Annotated in this window: 18 protein-coding genes; 9 read left to right on the top strand and 9 right to left on the bottom strand. The window is 62.4% G+C overall.

What is annotated here, in order from left to right; translation table 11 throughout:
• On the bottom strand, positions 1-539 hold a 539-nt coding region (locus QXF46_06010), incomplete at its 3' end, for a hypothetical protein (GenBank protein ID MEM0226413.1).
• 58 nt (positions 540-597) lie between these two features.
• Here QXF46_06010 and QXF46_06005 point away from each other — a divergent pair.
• Both QXF46_06005 and QXF46_06000 read left to right on the top strand, forming a co-directional pair.
• Positions 598-1,281: an RNA 2'-phosphotransferase gene (locus tag QXF46_06005; protein ID MEM0226412.1), complete on the top strand. Its 684-nt coding sequence runs from the start codon at positions 598-600 to the stop codon at positions 1,279-1,281.
• Complete coding sequence (locus tag QXF46_06000) at positions 1,274-2,380, top strand: FAD-dependent oxidoreductase (GenBank protein ID MEM0226411.1); 1,107 nt, start codon at positions 1,274-1,276, stop codon at positions 2,378-2,380. Before QXF46_06005 ends, QXF46_06000 begins: the two co-directional genes overlap by 8 nt.
• Here the strand turns inward: QXF46_06000 and yjjX are convergent.
• The gene (yjjX, locus tag QXF46_05995; GenBank protein MEM0226410.1) at positions 2,346-2,885 is read right to left on the bottom strand and encodes an inosine/xanthosine triphosphatase; all 540 of its coding nucleotides are present in this window, start codon (positions 2,883-2,885) and stop codon (positions 2,346-2,348) included. The genes QXF46_06000 and yjjX overlap by 35 nt on opposite strands.
• A gap of 29 nt (positions 2,886-2,914) precedes the next feature.
• On the bottom strand, positions 2,915-3,709 hold the full coding sequence (locus tag QXF46_05990; protein ID MEM0226409.1) for a hypothetical protein: 795 nt from the start codon (positions 3,707-3,709) through the stop codon (positions 2,915-2,917).
• Positions 3,710-3,759: 50 nt separating this feature from the next.
• On the opposite strand from QXF46_05990, the gene QXF46_05985 reads away from it, so the two are divergent.
• Entirely contained in the window at positions 3,760-4,683 is a 924-nt protein-coding gene (locus QXF46_05985) for a sugar phosphate isomerase/epimerase family protein (GenBank protein ID MEM0226408.1), read from the top strand.
• A 91-nt stretch (positions 4,684-4,774) separates the two neighbouring features.
• Positions 4,775-6,748 carry a transglutaminase domain-containing protein gene (locus tag QXF46_05980; GenBank protein ID MEM0226407.1) on the top strand — a complete coding sequence of 658 codons (1,974 nt, stop codon included), beginning with the start codon at positions 4,775-4,777 and terminating at the stop codon, positions 6,746-6,748.
• Here the strand turns inward: QXF46_05980 and QXF46_05975 are convergent.
• Genes QXF46_05975 through QXF46_05960 form a run of 4 tightly spaced genes read right to left on the bottom strand, consistent with a single transcriptional unit; the run spans position 6,659 to position 9,391 of the window.
• Positions 6,659-8,131 carry a hypothetical protein gene (locus QXF46_05975; protein MEM0226406.1) on the bottom strand — a complete coding sequence of 491 codons (1,473 nt, stop codon included), beginning with the start codon at positions 8,129-8,131 and terminating at the stop codon, positions 6,659-6,661. The genes QXF46_05980 and QXF46_05975 overlap by 90 nt on opposite strands.
• The gene (locus tag QXF46_05970) at positions 8,128-8,652 is read right to left on the bottom strand and encodes an NUDIX hydrolase (GenBank protein ID MEM0226405.1); all 525 of its coding nucleotides are present in this window, start codon (positions 8,650-8,652) and stop codon (positions 8,128-8,130) included. The genes QXF46_05975 and QXF46_05970 overlap by 4 nt, the downstream gene beginning before the upstream one ends.
• Positions 8,653-8,661: 9 nt before the next feature.
• Positions 8,662-9,117, bottom strand: coding sequence for a GIY-YIG nuclease family protein (locus tag QXF46_05965; protein ID MEM0226404.1), 456 nt, complete (start codon positions 9,115-9,117; stop codon positions 8,662-8,664).
• Entirely contained in the window at positions 9,104-9,391 is a 288-nt protein-coding gene (locus QXF46_05960; protein ID MEM0226403.1) for a hypothetical protein, read from the bottom strand. Before QXF46_05960 ends, QXF46_05965 begins: the two co-directional genes overlap by 14 nt.
• A gap of 75 nt (positions 9,392-9,466) precedes the next feature.
• Here QXF46_05960 and QXF46_05955 point away from each other — a divergent pair, with 75 nt between their 5' ends.
• Genes QXF46_05955 through QXF46_05945 form a run of 3 tightly spaced genes read left to right on the top strand, consistent with a single transcriptional unit; the run spans position 9,467 to position 13,575 of the window.
• Complete coding sequence (locus tag QXF46_05955; GenBank protein ID MEM0226402.1) at positions 9,467-10,462, top strand: hypothetical protein; 996 nt, start codon at positions 9,467-9,469, stop codon at positions 10,460-10,462.
• A gap of 46 nt (positions 10,463-10,508) precedes the next feature.
• Positions 10,509-12,521, top strand: a complete 2,013-nt coding sequence (locus QXF46_05950) for a DEAD/DEAH box helicase family protein (GenBank protein MEM0226401.1) — start codon at positions 10,509-10,511, stop codon at positions 12,519-12,521.
• 22 nt (positions 12,522-12,543) lie between these two features.
• On the top strand, positions 12,544-13,575 hold the full coding sequence (locus tag QXF46_05945) for a zinc-dependent alcohol dehydrogenase family protein (protein MEM0226400.1): 1,032 nt from the start codon (positions 12,544-12,546) through the stop codon (positions 13,573-13,575).
• Here the strand turns inward: QXF46_05945 and thiT are convergent.
• Positions 13,572-14,132 (bottom strand): energy-coupled thiamine transporter ThiT, encoded by a 561-nt coding sequence (gene thiT / locus QXF46_05940; GenBank protein ID MEM0226399.1) that lies wholly within the window; start codon positions 14,130-14,132, stop codon positions 13,572-13,574. The genes QXF46_05945 and thiT overlap by 4 nt on opposite strands.
• A 93-nt stretch (positions 14,133-14,225) precedes the next feature.
• Here thiT and QXF46_05935 point away from each other — a divergent pair, with 93 nt between their 5' ends.
• Positions 14,226-15,143, top strand: coding sequence for a thiamine-phosphate synthase family protein (locus tag QXF46_05935; GenBank protein MEM0226398.1), 918 nt, complete (start codon positions 14,226-14,228; stop codon positions 15,141-15,143).
• A 148-nt stretch (positions 15,144-15,291) separates the two neighbouring features.
• Positions 15,292-16,209 (top strand): sugar phosphate isomerase/epimerase family protein, encoded by a 918-nt coding sequence (locus tag QXF46_05930; GenBank protein ID MEM0226397.1) that lies wholly within the window; start codon positions 15,292-15,294, stop codon positions 16,207-16,209.
• On the opposite strand, the gene QXF46_05925 is transcribed toward QXF46_05930, so the two are convergent.
• Entirely contained in the window at positions 16,198-17,331 is a 1,134-nt protein-coding gene (locus QXF46_05925) for an iron-containing alcohol dehydrogenase (GenBank protein ID MEM0226396.1), read from the bottom strand. The two genes, QXF46_05930 and QXF46_05925, sit on opposite strands and share 12 nt — an antisense overlap.
• Positions 17,332-17,507: the final 176 nt, after the last annotated feature.

The raw sequence follows: 17,507 nt of genomic DNA, 5'->3' as shown, positions 1-17,507 counted from the left end.
TCTTCGAGGGTGACGAGCCGATCCGTGGGTCTTTCACCGCCGTCAGGTGGCGGAACCCTCCTGTAGCTCCTAACGTACACCAGTGAGCCGCCAACGCTGCAGAAGCCGTGCGCAACACCTTCGATCGTGTGGAGGATAACTCCCGTCCCTGCGTCGATGATGTACGTGCGCCCCTCATCGGATCCCTCGATGGAGGCTCGAACCGCTATCCAATCGTTGGAGCCCTTGACACGGCTCAGCGAGGTGAAGACCTCACCCTCGCGGGGCTTCAGCAGCACCGCTCGCCCCCCATCCCGGCGGAGCAGCACCACTTCATCCTCGAGGCCCTTGTAGAGCAACGCCACCCCCTCCCTCAGCAGAGCCGCGCTGACGACTCGGGGGGCGCACGCGTACTCCCGCAACCTCTCGTAGTGGCGCGCGGCTTCAGCGCTTAGCAGCTCTTCAACCTCCCGGTTGAAGCTGCGAACAACGTCTGCAGTCCGAGCGCTGGAGAGGTCCTCCAGCTCGACGAGCTCGTCGGTAGCGTCAGCGCGCTCCACGGACCTACCACGGGAAGGCACCTTTTAAACAACTTTAGTTCAACTTTGCTGAAGGCTGGTGAAGGACCTGCGGAAGTGCCGTATCTGCGGTGCTCCCGTTGAGGAGAGCGTGCACTGCGGCGTAGCAACGGAGCTGCTGATACGCGCCGCGGATAGGGTTAGGTTGAGCAAGCTGATCAGCGGGGTGCTTCGGCACTTCCCCGGGAAGTTGGGCCTCACGCTCGATAAGGAGGGGTTCGTGAGCCTGGAAGCGTTGGCGGAGGCGGTGAGGAAAAGGGAGGGGTACGAGTGGGTCCGCGTAGAGCACATCGTGGCGCTTGCGCAGGCGGACCCGAAGGGTCGCTTCGAGATCTCAGGGGGTAGGATTAGGGCCCGCTACGGTCACAGCGTTCCCGTGAGGATCCGTTACCCGGAAGCGTATCCGAACGCTCTCCTCTACCACGGTACTTCCCTATCCAAACTCGACTCGATCATGAGGCGGGGTCTTCTGCCCATGAGGAGGAGGTTCGTCCACCTCACGGCCGTCTTCGAGGATGCCGCGGCTAGAGCCAGGATCCACAGCGACCCTGTTGTGCTGGTCATCGACCCTCAGACGATGAAGGGGAGGGTCAAGCTCTTCCATGCGGGCAAGCACGTCTACGTTGCGCCCTACGTACCCCCCGATTCCATCGTGGATGTCATCCGGCTTTGCAGGAACTCAGCCCCGACGACGGGTGGCCCGGAGGCGGCTCAGCATGGGTGACGTCGCGGTAGTTGGGGCAGGCGTTGCCGGCCTTCTCCTCGCGTTGAACCTGAGAAGTAACGTGGTGGTCTTTGAGAGCGGCAGGCCGGGCTTGCGCGGGGGGCGGTGCCCCGGCATCGTGTCAGCGGACACCCTGGCTAAGCTGCCCGAAGGGTGGAGGTTCGTGGAGCAGGCGTACGATTCGATGGAGCTGGCCGTGCCAGAGCTCGCTCTCAGGGTCTCCATCACCTCGAGGGGGGTCTTCGCGTACAAGATCGATAGGAGGGCTCACGAAGAGAGGCTGGCTGAGCTCCTCGAGGCAAGGGGGGTTGAGCTCAGAGAGAGAACGCGCGTGTACCGTGCTGAGCCGTTGAGGGACTGCGTGAGGCTGCGGTGGTGCGGTGGCGAGCGTGTGTACGATGCGGCAGTCATCGCTGAGGGCTACCCGCCGATTCTGGCGAGGCAGTGCAACCTTTCGCCGCACGTGGAGGAGAGGCTCGGGGTCCACGCCTCCGCGCGCGCGACCGGGGTCTCCAGCAGCACCCTCTACGTAGTCTACTCGCCGAAGCTCCTGGGGGGCTTCGCCTGGATGGCCCCGGTTGACGAGAAACGCTGCTCGCTGGGGGTTGTAGCGGGAAGACGGGAGGCGTGGGGTCTTCTTCGCCGCGCTGCCGTGCTGTTGAGGAAGCAGGCGGGTGTTGAAGCGGAGCTCGAGGGGGGTTTGAGGGGTGGTTACGTGCTGAGGGGTTACCCCCGCGCCCTGGGGCGCGGCAGGCTGTTCGTCTTCGGGGATGCTGCTGCGACGGTGAAGAGCTTGAGCGGTGGCGGGTTGTACGCGATCGCGGCGCTAGCGGGGCCCCTCGCCTCCGTTGTGGACAGCATCGCGGTGGGCGGCGAGCCCGAGCGAAGCGCTCTCAAGAGGATCGAGGGGGTTCTAGCCGCGCTGCGCCGGAGCTACATCCTGGCTGAACGCGTCGACCGCACCATCGCCGCGTCACCTAGGCTTGGGCTGAAGCTCGAGGTTGAGGTTCAGAAGCTCGAGTACGATGACCACGCGGCGGCGCTGGCCCAGATCCTAACGAACGTCAGGCGGCTGGCGCGCGCCACAGCGGCTCGTTGATGAAGGGTATCAGGGCCATGACGACCGCGTAGTAGGTCAAATCCTCCCTGGTCACTCTTCCGCCGGTTAGCAGACTGACGAGCCCACCCGCCTCCCCTATACTCCTGGTACCGAACCATCTGTCCACCACTTCCTCCAGCTCGACAGCCTCACCCCTCTCCAGCGCATTAACGAAAGCGGGAGGTAGCGGGAAACCTGGTGAAAGCCCAACGCCAACCCTGCCACTCCCATCAACGACTGCCGCAACCTGTACCTCGATCGATGTGCCGGTCAGGTGGAAGAAGCCCGCTTCAACCCCCACGCCGTAGTCGCCGGCTTCCCTGCGGAGCGCCCCGTAAGCTCTGTTCAAAGCGCCGCGGAGCACCTCGTCGATTCCCACCGGCTGTGGGGGAACGAGCGGATCCACCTCTACGGCTACGATTTCCACGGGGCCGTAGAAGCTCCTGAAGGCTCTTTCAACCCCCTTCAGCTTCGCGGGGTTTCTGCTCCCCACGACCACCCGCACACTGGGAGAGCGGCGGCCAGCTGATAACTTCAGCGCTCGATTGAGGCGGAGAAGCTGAGCGTTGTCAGGCCTACACCACCCCGCCAAATCTCGAATCCGGCCTCTATCGCGTCGAGGAACCACTCCGGATCGATGTAGCCCATCCTAACAGCTTCGTCGATGAAGGCCTTAATGTCCAAATCCACGCTCTCCAGCGGCTGGGCGGCGAGGAACGCGATGTAGTTCCAGCTTAAGTTGGCGTAGTAGACCTCCCATACTACCCCTCCTATCTCCAAGGTTGCCACACGCCTCCCGGCAGGCCTCGCTCCCCCACCCCTGTTGATCCAGATCATCAGCTCAGCCCCGCCCTCCGGGCTGCTAGCCCCCGCTCTGCTGAACCAGATATCGTAGGCGGCATTCCAAACCCCTCCCACACTCTCCACGCCGATGCTCCATGTGGACCTCGCCGCACGCAGCTCCTTCACCCGGACCGGCAGCCCGCTACCCTTTGTGCAGCTTCCCCAGTGGCAGCCCTTGTAGATGAACGGGTAGGCGGCCACGTTCTGCGAGTTGTGCGTTGCTTCCACGACCTTGAAGTAGGTTGAGTCTGGATCAACCTCGATAACCTGCCTGCCCACTCCCGCGCCCGTACCCCAGACGTTGTTGCAAACCCTGTACTCGCCCCCCATCACGTCGATGCAGTCCCACCTCCCCGAGAGCTTCACGAGCCCCCGCCCGGCCTCCACGGGCCTTTTCGCCTCCAGCAGGAGAAAGAGAGCGGCAGAGGCTGCTAAGAGGGTGACCGCTACCGCTCCCACTTGCCGAAGCTTCGGTGCCGCTCGCACAATCCCCACCTCGCAGGCACTTTTATTAACTGCACCGGCTGACGAAACCCGTGCTTGCGGCCGGTTTTAGGCGGGGGCTTCTGGAGGGTTCTGTGAGGCTGCCCTGGAAGATCAGCATCGTCGCGTTCATGGCGAACCCCCTCCTCCAGAGGGAGGAGCAGGTTGATGAGACGATTAGGGTGCTCGCGAGCGACCCCTTCTTCGACGTGATTGAGCTGCACCCGATGAGCGAGCAAGCCTGGAGGCTGGCTGAGCCCGCGATCCAAGCGGGCGGAGTTGAGGTTGTCTTCGGCGTCCAACCCATCATCATCAACCGGGGCTTCAACCCGTCGGCCCTCGACGAGGGCGAGCGGAGGAAGGCTGTGGAGATGCTGATCGAATCCGCGAAGCTGACCGCCTCACGCGGGGCTAGGGCCCTCGCGTTCTGCAGCGGCCCCGACCCGGGCCCGGCCGATAGGGGGGCAGCAATCGACTCCCTCGTTAGGAGCATCAAGGAGGTTGCGGTTGAAGCTGGGAGACTGGGAGTAAAGCTGATCCTCGAGACTTTCGATAGGGATTGGGACCGGAGGAGGCTGATCGGCCCGCTCTCAGACGCAGTTAAGGTGGCTGAGGAGGTGAAAGCGGAGTTCGGGAACTTCGGCCTCCTCTGGGACCTCAGCCACGCGCCGATGCTCAACGAGAGCCCCCACGATCTCAAGCGGGCTCGCGACCACTTGGCTCACGTGCACATCGGCTGCGCCAAGCGGCTCCCCGACGGGCGGCTCGTGGACTCGCACCCGGGCTTCTACAGGCCGGGCGCCATAAACGGTGTTGAAGAAGTGGCCGAGCTCATCAGGGTGCTTCTCGAGATCGGCTACAGGGGGGCTGTGGGTTTCGAAGTGAAGCCGGAGGAGGGGCAGATCTGGAGGGAGCCCGTTGAAGCCGCGAAGGGGGTTCTCTACACAGCCCTCGCGAAGGTTGCGGGGGAAGCTTAGGAGGTTGAGGCGAGAAACCTATCCCCTGGATCGCCGGCGAGCCGGGAGCGCTACGCTTAAGTTTCGTGCAGCGATTCTACTTAGAGAGAAGTTGGCTCTGGAGCGGTTGGATCTGCTATTGACTGCTGCCCTCTGCCTCCTGCTGGCGGTACCGGTCGTCAGCGGGGCTCCCGGGCTCGTGAGGATCGCTAGCGTCGAGTTTGGGAGCCTCGTAGGGGACCAGTTTCTGCCGAGGCCCTCAAGGGTTTTCGGCAGCGGCGAAGCAGTGGTAGTGAAAGTTACGGTATTCGCCTCATCCACCTCGGGCGGCACGCTCGTCGTTAGGGGCGCTCTCGTTCACCCGCTCGGGCCCGTGCTTTCCGAAGCTTCCTCCCAGCTTGAGGTGCCAGCGGGCTCCAGCAGTTGGGACGTCCTCTTCAAGTTCAGGGTTGACCAACGACTCCCCTCGGGCTACTACAGGGTCTTCGTTAAAGCCTCGCTAGCGGGGGTGGAGGCTGGCTACGAGGCGGCCTTCCTCCTCCTCGCCCCAGCCACGCTTGAGAATCGATTGGAGCTGGAGTACGCGCTGGAGGTTAGCGGGGCTGGTTTTGTGAAAACTCTCCTGCTGGCTCTGCCCAACGACCCAACGCTAGAGGTCATAGCCGGCCCGATAATCACCCCTTCGCCCTCCTCAATAGTCGTAGACGAGTTGGGGAACCGTTACGCTCTCTTTGAGGACTTGAAGGTGGAGCGCACGCTCAGGATCACGGTGACCCTTTTCGCGCTTCAAAGAATGAGATGGGTCGCGGTCGACGCCGCCCTTGGAGCTCCGCTCCCCCCGGAGGCGAGAAGGTTTCTAGAGCCGAGCCCCTACATCGAGTCGAATGCGCCCGAGATCGTCTCGCTCGCAGAGAGGCTGGTGAGCGGGGCTACAACTTACCGGGAGGCTCTCACCAGGATATCTGACTTCGTATCCACCCACCTGGTGTACGATGAAAGCATCAGCGAGCTACCCAACTACCGCGCCCTGGGTGCCCTCTGGGCGCTACACGCGAGGAAGGGCGCGTGCGTCCAATTCGCCCGCCTCTACGTCGCCCTAGCTCGGGCTGCGGGGATTCCGGCGCGCGTAGTGGAGGGCTTCGATGCGAAACCCCCCGCGGTTTCTGGAGAGCGCTACGCGCACGCTTACGTCGAGGTTTACGTGCCGGGCTACGGCTGGCTTCCAGTGGAGCCGCAGTACCCCGGCTCGACTCTAGGCCTCACACCGCCCGCGCTCGGGTACATCGCGGTGGTCAGGGGATCCGACAGCCCAGTGGAGCTGGCGGGCGAACGGAGGGGGCCATCACTCTTCCTACTGACCTACTCGGGATCGCTCCACGCCACTCTGAGCTACACGGCCTCCATGGCGCCGTTGCAGCCGCAGTTGAAGCGTTTCACCGTGGATGCGGCGGTGCCCTCCCAGGCCCTCTACGGGGAGGTGCTGCTGCTCAAGCCTGAAGCTACCGTTAGGGGGGCCAACTGCGAGGTAAGCATCCGGAGCCCCGCGTCAGCATACCTGCTTTCTCTCAGCTGCGGCAGGCCGATCGAGGTTGAGCTCAACGAGACAGGATCGTGGTCGATCGGTATCTTCGCGTGGGCGGCAGGGTGCGAGCCCTTCTACGGGAGCTGGACGATTCAAGTGAAGCCCAGGCCCCTCAACCTTACAGTTAGAGTCGTCGATGCGATGCTCCTGCGGCAAGCGGCAATCATCGTGGAAACCGTACCGCCTGTGAGCGGGGCGCGAGTTCTAGTCGAAGTCGAAGCTTGCGATTTCGCGGGGAGGTTCACCGCGGAAACAGGCCCGGACGGCACAGCCGTCCTTCGCGTCGGTCCACTACTCCTCCCCTGCGTGCTCAAAGTTGCTGCTTCCACCTCCCCCCGAGGTTACGAGCCAGCCGCCGCAACGGTCAGCCTGATCGTAGCGCCTTCGCCCGAGCTCATAGCAGCAGCAGCGCTGCTAACCCTTCTTACCGTTCTGCTTAAGCGTAAGCATCGAGCGAAGGCGGGGGAGGGTTTTGGCGGTGAGCTGCCTGAACCATGGGTCTAGCAGATAGGTGAGAGCGAAGTACGTGAGGGCGGCCGCGGTTAGGGATACTGCTAGTTCACGGATCCTCATCGGCCGAATCATGTACGCGGCAGCTGCCGCCGCTAGCGCCGCTAGTGTGAAGCGTAGAGCGCTTCCGGAGGCTCTCGCCAGCGCGCGACCCGCTCTAGCCCAGGATGCCAGGATCGAGGTTTCGACGATCAGTAAGGCCAGCCACGCGCTCCTGCAAAGCGCGGCAGCCTTGACCGGGTCCTTCACCGCCAGCGCGATCAGTGCGATGAGAGCGATGCCGGCCGAGGTCCTGGCGCAGGCGAGCAACTGGACGCGGAGTATCCTGGATCGGAGCATCTCCCTCAGCCCCGCCCCTTCCAGGTCCCTCCGCTCAAGGCCCTGCACTGCGTCCGAGAACACTGAGCCGACCGAGCTGACAGCGGCTGCGAAGGCTGAAATCGCTAGGACGGTGGACGCTACGCTGTACTCGGGTCTCAAAACGTACAGCAGGTAGGGAGCCGTGACGGCCGCGCCGATTGAGCTGGGTATTGCTAGCAGGGTGACCAGCCGGACGGCTTCCTCGATGAGCCTCTCGCCTTCTATCGATCCTGCTAGCAGCGCGGGGTAGAGGCCCCTGGCCAAGAAGTAGGAGTAAGAGACAGCGTTCGTGAAGGGGAGGACCACGGTGTAGTACGCGACAGCGTCGTTCGATACGAAAGCCGATAGGAGGAGGACGTCCATCCCACCGATCAGCGGGGGCAGTAGGGATAGAGCATTCGCGGGGGAGAGAGACAGGATCCTGACGGCTATCCTGCGGCTGAACCCCTTCCTCAAGTCGCCGCGCATGAGCCACGCCAGCACCGCTACCTGAGCGATGTACCCCGCCAGCACGGCGAGCAAAGCCGCTGCCAAGCTGACCCTTCGAAGGGCCACTACCGCGACTGCGGAGAGGAGCTTGACGGTCTCGAACGCGGCCTCGGAGGCGGCGGCATACACGGGTTTGGCGCCTAAGGCAGCCGCATAGAGGGCGGAGTTGGCGTAGAGCGTGGGGACGTACCAGGCTGAGACCAGAAGCGCGTCAAGCGGTAAGTGGAAGGTGCTGGCAACCTGCAGCGAGGCCGCCACGTACACAACGGTTGCGGGGAGAGCGAATGCCGAGGAGAGGTAGAGAGCTGTCGGTGTGGCTTCGACGGCCCCGGAGGCTCTCAGCCTCGTCGTCCAGAAATTGATGAAGGTTAGGGCTGCAGCGTAACCTAGCAGGTTGGAGATCGTGCTCCAAGCCCCAAACTCGCTTACGCTGAGGTTGCGAGTGATGAGGAGGATGAAAAGGGCGCCCGTTAAGATGCTGTAGAGCTTCACCAGGTAGAAGGCGGCGCCGATCCTTCTCAAGCTCAAAGCAGACCCCTCGCCTTGCAGAGGAGGAGGGAGGCTACGGTCTTCAAGTCGCGCGGGGTACTGCCGGCTCCGTAGAGGTACTCGTCAGCGTCGACTTCCACAACCTTCAGTACTTCGCCCGGCTCTGGGTGGGCCCTCCCCTTCGAAAGCTGGAGCGCAGCGTAGAAGTGCATCACTTCGTCGCTGTAGCCGGGCGTAGCGTAGAAGCTGCCCAGCTCAACGAGGGAGCCGGCGATGTAACCGGTCTCCTCCTCCAGCTCCCTGACCGCCGCCTCGCGGGGGTCTTCACCCTGCTCCAGCTTGCCGGCTGGGACCTCAAGCACCCATGACTGTATCGGGGCTCTCCACTGCTTTACCATCAGCACCCTTCCGCCGCCTAGAATCGGGACGACGATCACCGCCTCGCCGAAGGCTACCACGTCCCTTTCGAAGACGACGCCTCCAGCCTCAACCCTCCTCCTCAGCAGCTTCAAGCGCCTACCGACTGCCAGAAGCTCGTCGCCCAGTACGCGGGGCTCCACGATCCGCCCTCAAGCAGTGATTTTAACCGTTTTCGGTTTCAAGCCGGCCCTCTCGAACGCTGACAGGATCCTAGCAGTGCAGGCTTCAAGGTCTCCGCTGCACTTGAGCAGGTGGGAGCGGCACTTTCGGCGGCAGTCGCTTGCGCCAAAACCCGGAATGGGGTGCTCAAAGCCGTCGGCCTCCAGCGGGGGCACAAGCACGCACTCGCTCTCCCGCGTCTCCGCGTAGAAGACCATTACCGCATCGGCCCCTCCGGTGATCTGATCGATGTGCCACCTCAACCTCTTGGCGCGCCTCAAGTGGCGCTCCACTCTAGCCCTCAGCCCGCCGGGCCCTCTGGCAGACCCCACGTAGACGTAGTAGCCCGGCTCCAGCCTGTGCTGGAGACCGCGGATACTCAAATGCAGCGGTGCACTCACTCTGAGTAGGAGCGCGTAGACTCCCGCGCTTCTAGGTAGATCCACCCTTAACACCTCCCTCAGCGACCCTCACGTGCAGCTGCACCGCAGGAGCGACTGTTCTCAGCGCCTCATCAACTTCCCGAGCAACTTCCTCTACTTCGCCGACCTGGCAGATTAGTTCCGCCCTGGCTTTGCTGGGCTCCAGAAGCAGGACTCCGACCGGTCCGCGCTTGTAAAGGATGAACTCGTAGGCGTGCCAGCGGACGTAGAAACCCCTCCTCCTGAGCTCCTGCACGAGCGTAATCCTAGCCGAGAGGGATGCGAGACGCCACGCCACTTGCGCAGGGAGAGTTAGAGCTGTTATTCCTTGTGCCGCGCAGAGCTTTAAGAGTGGGTGTTGGCGGCTGAATCCGTGCCTTGGGACAGGTACTTCGACAGGTACGTTTCGAGCCACGTTGGCAGCCTGCCGCTGGACTACAGCGAAGAGAACTTCCGTAAAGCCTTCAACGATCTGGTGGAGCTCGGCCTCGATGTTCCACCAGTCCCCCAGATGAGGGACTTCATCTCAATGTACCTGCAGCCGCTAGCTGAAGCTGGGCTGTTGGAACGTGTCGGAACGCTCTACAGGGGGTCTCCCGAGGCTCTCGAGGAGGCTGTACGAGTAACTCCGCTCGTACCCGAGTTCTCCCTAGCCGGCGAGATTGCTAGGAGCCTCAAGATCGAGCGGGTTCGCGTACCCGTCACGGGGGCGTTCACGCTAGCTTCTAGGGTGTACGTCGGCGACCCCGCTCGGGGGATGCGTAGCACAGCACTGGCGGAGAGGGAGCTCGTGGTGGGACCGCTGGCGGAGTACGTTTCAAAGGTGGTGAGAGCCGCGTCCGAGCTGCCCGGAGCAATCGTGGTTGTGGACGAGCCTGTGCTCGGCACGGTGGTGGGGGCGAGAGTGACGCTCTTCGGCTACAGGGAGGAGGATGTCCTTGAGGTCTACGCTAGGGAGCTGAAGCCGGCGAAGGGACTGCTCCGAGGAACTCACGTCTGCGGCCAGGTAAGTGAGAGACTCGCATCGCTCCTCTGCGAATCGGAGAGCCTCGGCTTCCTCAACCACGAGTTTCACGACACGCCAGCCAACCTCTCCCTCCCGTGGCGGAGGATGCTAGAGAAGGGAGACAAGTTCCTGAGCCCAGGAGTGTTTAGCACGAAGAGCGCTAGCATCGAGAGCAGTGATGAGATCCTCGAGCTTGCTACCAGGGTGCTCAAGGCCGTAGGGTTCGAGTACGTAAACCTGTTCAGTGGAGATTGCGGCTTGGGCGGCTTAAGGGGCAAAGAGGGTGCTTACGAGATCGCGGTTGGCAAGCTCAGGAACCTCGTTGCAGCCGTGCGAAGGTTGAACGAACTGTACGTAGAGTGAGGCAAGCGAGTGGTATAAGAGCCCCGGAACAGAGGAGAAGGAGCGCATGAAAACGAAGCTGAGACCCTACCAGCGCGAGGCCCTCGACTGGGCCCTGAGGGTAGCGGAGCTACGCGGCGGCTGCGTAGTGAGCCTACCGACAGGCACAGGGAAGACCCTCGTCGGCGTTGCCTTCGCGGAGCACTACCTCAGGAAGGGGTTGAGAGTGCTAGTGCTCGAGCCCACACGCTTCCTCGTCGAGCAGACCGCAAAGAGATTCCGCTACGAGGGTTTCGACGCTGCCATGATCCACTCCGGCGTGAAGGAGAGGGACTGGAGCCGCCAAATCGTCGTCGCGACGCCTGAGTCCGCCCTCAGCTACCTCCAGCAGCGTTACGGCGAAACCCCCAGCTCTGCGGAGCAGGCTTCGCGCGAGTTCCCCGTAGTCATTATAGACGAGTGCCACCACACCGTAGGTAGAGACCCCTTCGCCCAAGCGATGGCCTTCCTGGCCGACTCCATCAAGCTCGGGCTTTCCGCCCTCATCCCCAGGGGCAGGATGGTGGAGATCGAGCGCTACATCGGACCGATCAGGAGGTGGGACTTCTCGGAGCTCCAGGGGAAGGGTTACGTGAAGCCCTACATGATAGCTGAGGTGTACGAGGCACCCTTCAGGCCTGAGGAGGAGGAGCTCTACGCCCGCCTCTACAGCCTCTGGCTGGAGGGCAGCCATTACTCCCACTTCGCCGCTCTCGCTCTTACGACGCTCAGCAGGGACGGCAGCAACGCGCTCCTCGACTCGGCGTCGAGGCCGACCGCGTTCGCTTCCTTCCTACAGACGGCGATCCCGTGGACCCCTATCCCGCCCACTCCCCACAAGCTACCAGTGCTGGAGAGCGTGCTCAAGGACTACGAGGGGAATTTCGAGAAGGCCCTCGTCTTCGTCAACCGCCGCTGCACGGCAGACTTGCTCGAGGAGCACTTCCAGCACCTGCGGCCTGTGAAGATCATAGGGGGGCGTGAGGCAGCCGACCCTGAGGCGAGGAGGGGGCTGCTGGAGGAGGCGAGGAAGCCGGAGACGAAGCTGATAATCGCCACGTCGGCGGGGGACGAGGGAATCGACATTCCCGAGGTCGACCTGCTCGTGTTCTGGTCACACGTCTCGTCACCCCTCCGCCTCTACCAGAGATTGGGTAGGGCGCTGCGCCCATCGCCTGACCGGATAAAGTACGCGGTCTTCATAGTGACGCCCGGCACCAGGGACTACGACGCGCTTCCCGAGAGCCTCGTAGCTCTGGCTCGTGAGGGCATTGACGTCTCAGGAATCTTCGACGATGTGGGCTCGCAGGTCCTCGGCGAGGGGCTGCTCATGGCGAGGAAGGTGAAGGAGGTGGCGCAAGCCATCGGCGTCAGCGGGGTTACGGGCGAGCTCCTTCTGGGCACCCTTGCCCAGAGCGCACGGGTTAGAAGGAGGGTTTTGAGAGAGCTGGAGGAGGGGGCGAGGGTTGGGGCGATATACTACTTCTACGACCTCGACGAAGCCTACGCACAGCTGCAGAGCCAGATTGAGGCCGGGATGCGAGAGATCTACATCCGGCTGGGGGCTTCGAACAGGAGGTACGTTGCGAAGGATGAAGCGGAGGAGGCTGTCCGCAATCACCCGGAGAGCTTCTCCCCGTCTCCGCTCTGCCTCGACCCTCTAAAGGACTTGAAGGTGAAGGGGGCGAGCGAGGAGGCGGTTAAGTCTCTGCGGGTTGAGCTGCTTAGGCGCATCTCCTCGTCGGCTACGCCGAGCGAGATCGCGGCCGTCATCGGCTCAGTGGCTCAGGAGAACCCCGCAGCCGCGGTGAGGTGGAGATTAAGGGTGGAAGCTGCGCTCCTCCCCATCAACGGGAATGAGGTACTGCTAACGCTAACTGCCGATTACGGCCCCTTCCTGGCCAGGAACGTGAAGCAGATCGAGTACGCGCTGATGAACACTTCGGCCCTATGGAGGCTCATCTCCAGTCTCGCAGCTGGATCGGATGGCCTCGGCTTCTGCGATCGACTGCTCAGATTAAGCCCGGAGCGGAGATATTAGCACCACTTTAACCGGCTGCGGCGTGAAAGCCCTAGTACTGCACGGCGTGAGGGATCTGAGGTTCGAGGAAGTCCCCACCCCGGAAGTGGGCGAGGGTGAAGTTCTCCTCAGGGTGGGCGCCTGCGGGATCTGCGGTACCGATATCCACTTCTACAGGGGTGAGTGGAGAGTCAAGACCCCGCTCATCCCGGGTCACGAGTTCTCAGGCGTCGTCGAGGAGGTCGGGCCGGGTGTGGACTGGATAGAGGAGGGCGAGCACGTAGTCGCGGAGCCGAACGTCACGTGCGGCCACTGCTACTACTGCAGGATGGAGAGGCGGAACTTCTACTGCCCCAACATCAGGGCGGTGGGTGTCGACGTGGCCGGAGCCTTCGCCGAGTACGTGAAAGTACCGGCCGCTAACGTGTACAGCGTGCCGCGCTGGATGAGCTTCGAGGAAGCGGCTCTCGTTGAGCCCATAGCCTGCTGCGTGAGAGGGCTCTACAACGTGGGGCTGGAGCCGGGCGACACTGTGGCAGTCGTGGGAGCGGGGCCGATCGGCCTCCTGATGGTGCAACTGGCTAAGATGTGGGGGGCCTCCCGCGTCTACGCGGTGGACCTGATCGACCGCAGGCTGAGTCTAGCGAGGCAGCTGGGGGCCGACGTAGCCATCAACGCTGGTAGGGAGGATCCCGTCGAGGTCTTGCGCGGCGACACCGAGGGCATCGGCGTGGACGTCGCGATAGAGGCCGTGGGCAGCTCTAAGGCCATCGAGTTGGCCGTGAAGATGGCGAGAAGGGGCGGTAGAGTGCTGATCTTCGGAGTGGCGCCCGAAAGCGATGTGCTCCAGTTGAGGCCCTTCGAGCTCTACGACAAGGAGTTGATGATGGTAGCCTCCTACAGGAGCCCCTACACCTTCCAGCGTGCCGTGAGGATCGCTTCCTCGGGCAGGGTCATGCTGCGCCCCATCATCAGCCACGTACTCCCACTCGAAAGGGGTGTCGAAGCGTTCAGGATGGTTGACGAGAAGAAAGAGGATGTAGTCAAGGTCGTATTGAGGCCCAGCCAGACCTAGAGGAAGACCTTCATCACACCGGCCTTCGCGAGCAGAGCCATTATGAGAGCGCTGACCACTAGCTCGACACCAAGGTAGCCGCCGTTGTAGATCAGCGAGTAAAGGGCCGGGTGCTGGCCAGCTGGCGCGTACTCGGCGAAGAAGATGACGCCCGAGAGCCAGTGGCAGAAGAAGCGCCCACCGATCCCGAGCGCAGAGCCCGCAGCGGCTGCTTGAGGGCTTTCCCTCCCCCTGAGGAGGCCGGCAAGGCCTAGAGCCCCGAAGGCCAGGGGGTAGTCCAGGAGCATCTGTACCGGGTGAACGACGTAGAAACCTAAGTATAACCGGATTAAGCCGAAGACGACGCCGGCCGCGATCCCGTACTTAAGGCCCCTTCGCATCGCGAAAAGGATGATCGGGACCATCGAGGCTGGAGTCACTGAGCCTCCCTGCGGCATCCGGAAGATCTTGAAGAGGCTCAGCACGGTGGCTAGCGCCAGCATGACGGCTGCTTCGGCGAGGATTCTGACTCTTCCGGCTTCCACTCTCTTTTCCCGGGCCACCGTCGAGCTGGCCACGCGCCCCTATCTATAACCAGGTTTTAAATATTACCTGAAGCAGACCGCCATTGATAGAAAAACTTTTAAGCAAATTTATAACCTGGTTATACCATGATACCTGCGGACGAGCTCAAGGAGTACTACCTTTCACCCCTGCGGGCCATGCTCGCGAAGGAACTGAGAGGGAAAGGGTGGGGGCAGAGGGCGATCTCGAGGGTTCTTGGCGTCAGCCAGGCGGCTGTCAGTAAGCTGCTGAACGAGGAGAGAGGTTTGAAGCTCGCTGAGCTGGGAATCGACGAGCTGGAGGCGGAGCTTCTGGTCGGTAGGCTCCTCGAGCTTCTCGCTTCAGGCAGGGTAGTGGAAGCATCCGCTCTCGCGCACAGGTATTGGCTGCTTGTAGCCGCGTCGGGTGGCGCCTGCCGGCTGCATAAGCGCAACAACTGGTCCCTCATGAGCTGCACCGCCTGCACCCTTGCCTTGTACCCGAGGTTGACGGCGCACAGGGGGATGGCTCTCGCGGACCTCGAGAGGGCAATCGTTCTGGCCGAATCGTCGACGCGCTTGGCATCGGTGGCTCCCGAAGTGATGGTGAACATAGCTCGAGCGGTGCCGGGGGCAGTGAGCGTGAGGGATGTTGCAGCCGTACCGGGGAGGTTGGCTAAGGTTGGTGGAAGGCTGATTGCGAGACGCAAACCAGCGTTCGGGGCTTCGAAACACCTTGCAGAGGTGCTTTTAGCCTCCGGCTACTCAGCCTGCATCGACATCAGGTTTGACGAACGCGTGGAAAGAGCTCTCGAAGAGCTAGGTTTAGAGTGGACCTGGTTCTCCAGCGAGGACTACCCCTCCCCAAACCCGGCGGCTGCTGCAGTACACGAAAGGAGGCGGAAAGGGACACTGCCGAGGGTCGTCGCCGATACAGGGGGCCGTGGGATTGAGCCTGTGACTTACATCTTCGGCGCGAGCGCAGTTGAGGTGGTACTCTGCGCGGAAAGAATCGCTCGCTCAGTGGTTGCCCAACCCTCTCCTTGAGATCCTCGAAACGCGATTTTGACCGCGGAGCCCGGTTGCGCTCCGTTGCATCGACCTCTTCCATTGGACCGCGTCCAACCGCGGTCTCTCCCTTAAGTAGCCCTTCGCGGTGGAGCGAGCTTATAAGAAACCCCGCAGGCTTGATCGTGTGCGGCACGCGAAAATCTGCCTCGCCTGGCTTTACGCGATCACGAAGTACGGTTACCCGACCCCCGTCGATGGTATGGTGAAAGCCTTCGAGGACGCAGCACGACTGGGCTTCAAGTACGTTGAGATCGAAGCAGTCGGGGAGGCAAACCTGCAGGAGATCGAGAGTAGGCGGAGCGAGCTGCGGAAAACGCTGGATGCGCTGGGTTTGGAGGTTGTCAACTTCGCTGGGATCTTCCGCGAGCTCGTATCGCCGGTCGAGGCTGAGAGGGCGAAAGCGATTGAACTACTCGCGCGAGCGGCAGACTTGGCCGTCTACTTTGGCGCTGAGCTGATGCAGACCGACACCTTCACCCCGCCGCTCGAGTTTGTCGGCCCACGCCCTTACTCCAGCGCGGTAGTGTTCGGCGAGCGATACAGGGTCAAGGTTGACCCAAGCTTCTCCTGGCGCCGGTTCTGGTCAATTGTTGTAGATGGTATGAGAAGGGCTGCGAAGGTGGCGGCTGATAGGGGGCTGAAGCTAGCCGTCGAGCCCCGCATCGGGGAGACCATCAGCAACAGCGACGCGATGCTCCGCCTCATCGACGAGGTTGGCGAAGCCAACTTCGGCGCGGTGCTGGACGTGGGACACCTCCACGCTGCCAAGGAGCTGATACCCCTATCGGTCGAGAAGCTCGCGGACAGGATCTTCTACGTCCACGCCTCCGACAACGATGGGCGCGACAACTACCACTGGGCTCCTGGCCGCGGCACGGTAGACTGGGATGGCCTATTCGAGGCGCTGAGAAAGCACCGGTTCAGCGGCCCAATGGCGGTTGACGTGGGAGGCCCGGATCTAAGAGGGCGGCTGGACGAAGAGGTACTGGAGGCGAAAAGGTTCCTGGAAGCTATGGTTGAAAGGCACTTGTCAAGCGGCTGACTTGAGGATGTCGAACAGCTGCTCCTCGCTGAAGCCCATGAGGCCAGCGTGCTTGCGAGCGATCGCTCTGAGGTCGCTCTCCGAGAATCCGTAATCGCTCAACCTCTCTCGGAACCCCACGCTTTCCTGGAACTCCTTCACAACCCTCATGGCCTTCTCCGCGTCGTCAGGCACGGGCCTTATCGATGGTTCCAGAGCCCTGAGCACAGCAGCAGAGGCTTGCGGCGCAAGCTTGTGAGTGTAGTAAACCACCCGCGGCCCGAGGAGAGCCAGGCCGCAGCCGTGCGCCAGCCTGGGGTTAGCCCCGCTCAGCTCGTGCTCCAGCAAGTGGTTGACGTGGGTTCCCGAAATGTCTATCGCCACGCCGGCCAGCATCGAAGCGTAGAGGAGCCAGTACCTCGCCTCAAGATCGTTGAGGTTCTCAACGGCTCGAGGCAGCCACATGCCGAGCAACCTGACGGCTTCAGCGCTCAGGAGCTCAACGATTGGCGGCGAATCGCGCTGCGTGGCAGACTCGTAGGCGTGGTAGAACACGTCGAGCGAAACGTAGATGGTCTGGTCCCTCGGAAGCGTCAGAGTGTAGAGCGGGTCGTCGACAGAGGCTGTCGGGTAGATCGAAACCATCCCCCGCTTCTCCCTCGTCTCATCGACCGTCAGGACGCTGTAACGGTCGACCTCAGTACCCGTGCCGTGAGTAAGGTTGATCGCGTAAACCGGGAGGCACCCCCTCGCCCTCCTCCGCCCGTAAACGTAGTCGGATGCTCTACCGCCGCTCACCGCGATCATCGCGGCGACCTTCGCCGCGTCAATCACGCTGCCCCCTCCAATGGCCAGTATAGCTTCAGCACCCATCGACCAGGCGCGCTCTGCCATCCTGTCAGCCTGGCTGGCCCACGGGTTCGGGGTAACGTCGCTGAAGACTTCGTACGCTACACCGTGCCGAGAGAGGATCTTGAGCGCATCGTCAAGAGCCCCGCTCTCCTTCGCCGACCTCCTCCCCGTCACAATTAGAACCCTCTCGTGCCTCTTTAACCAATCCTCCAGCCCACTGATCGCACCGGGGCCGAAGTAGAGCTCGATGCCAGCGTACCTGTACTTGAAACTCTTCAAATGTTCATCCATAGGACTTCCCCTACTCCGCGCATATGAAAGTGTAACGCTACGAACCCCTAACTGAAGTACAGCGGAGATCGAACTGACCATGCGCATAATCGGGTACCCGTGACTTCCGGCGACAGTCGCCCATTACAGCGCAAGAAAGCCAGGTTCGAACCTGAAAAGGCGTGATCTACTTGAGA

It is taken from the genome of Thermofilaceae archaeon, from assembly GCA_038731975.1.
Classification (GTDB): domain Archaea; phylum Thermoproteota; class Thermoprotei; order Thermofilales; family Thermofilaceae; genus JANXEW01.
The sequence above is the reverse complement of the archived record's forward strand: the minus strand, read 5'-3'. Positions and strand labels throughout refer to the sequence as shown.

What these genes read in the sequence shown, in the direction of transcription:
- QXF46_06000 (MEM0226411.1), top strand. Translation starts at nt 1,274, where the DNA reads ATGGGTGACGTCGCGGTAGTTGGGGCAGGCGTTGCCGGCCTTCTCCTC.
- QXF46_05950 (MEM0226401.1), top strand. Translation starts at nt 10,509, where the DNA reads ATGAAAACGAAGCTGAGACCCTACCAGCGCGAGGCCCTCGACTGGGCC.
- QXF46_05935 (MEM0226398.1), top strand. Translation starts at nt 14,226, where the DNA reads ATGATACCTGCGGACGAGCTCAAGGAGTACTACCTTTCACCCCTGCGG.
- QXF46_05925 (MEM0226396.1), bottom strand. Translation starts at nt 17,331, where the DNA reads ATGGATGAACATTTGAAGAGTTTCAAGTACAGGTACGCTGGCATCGAG.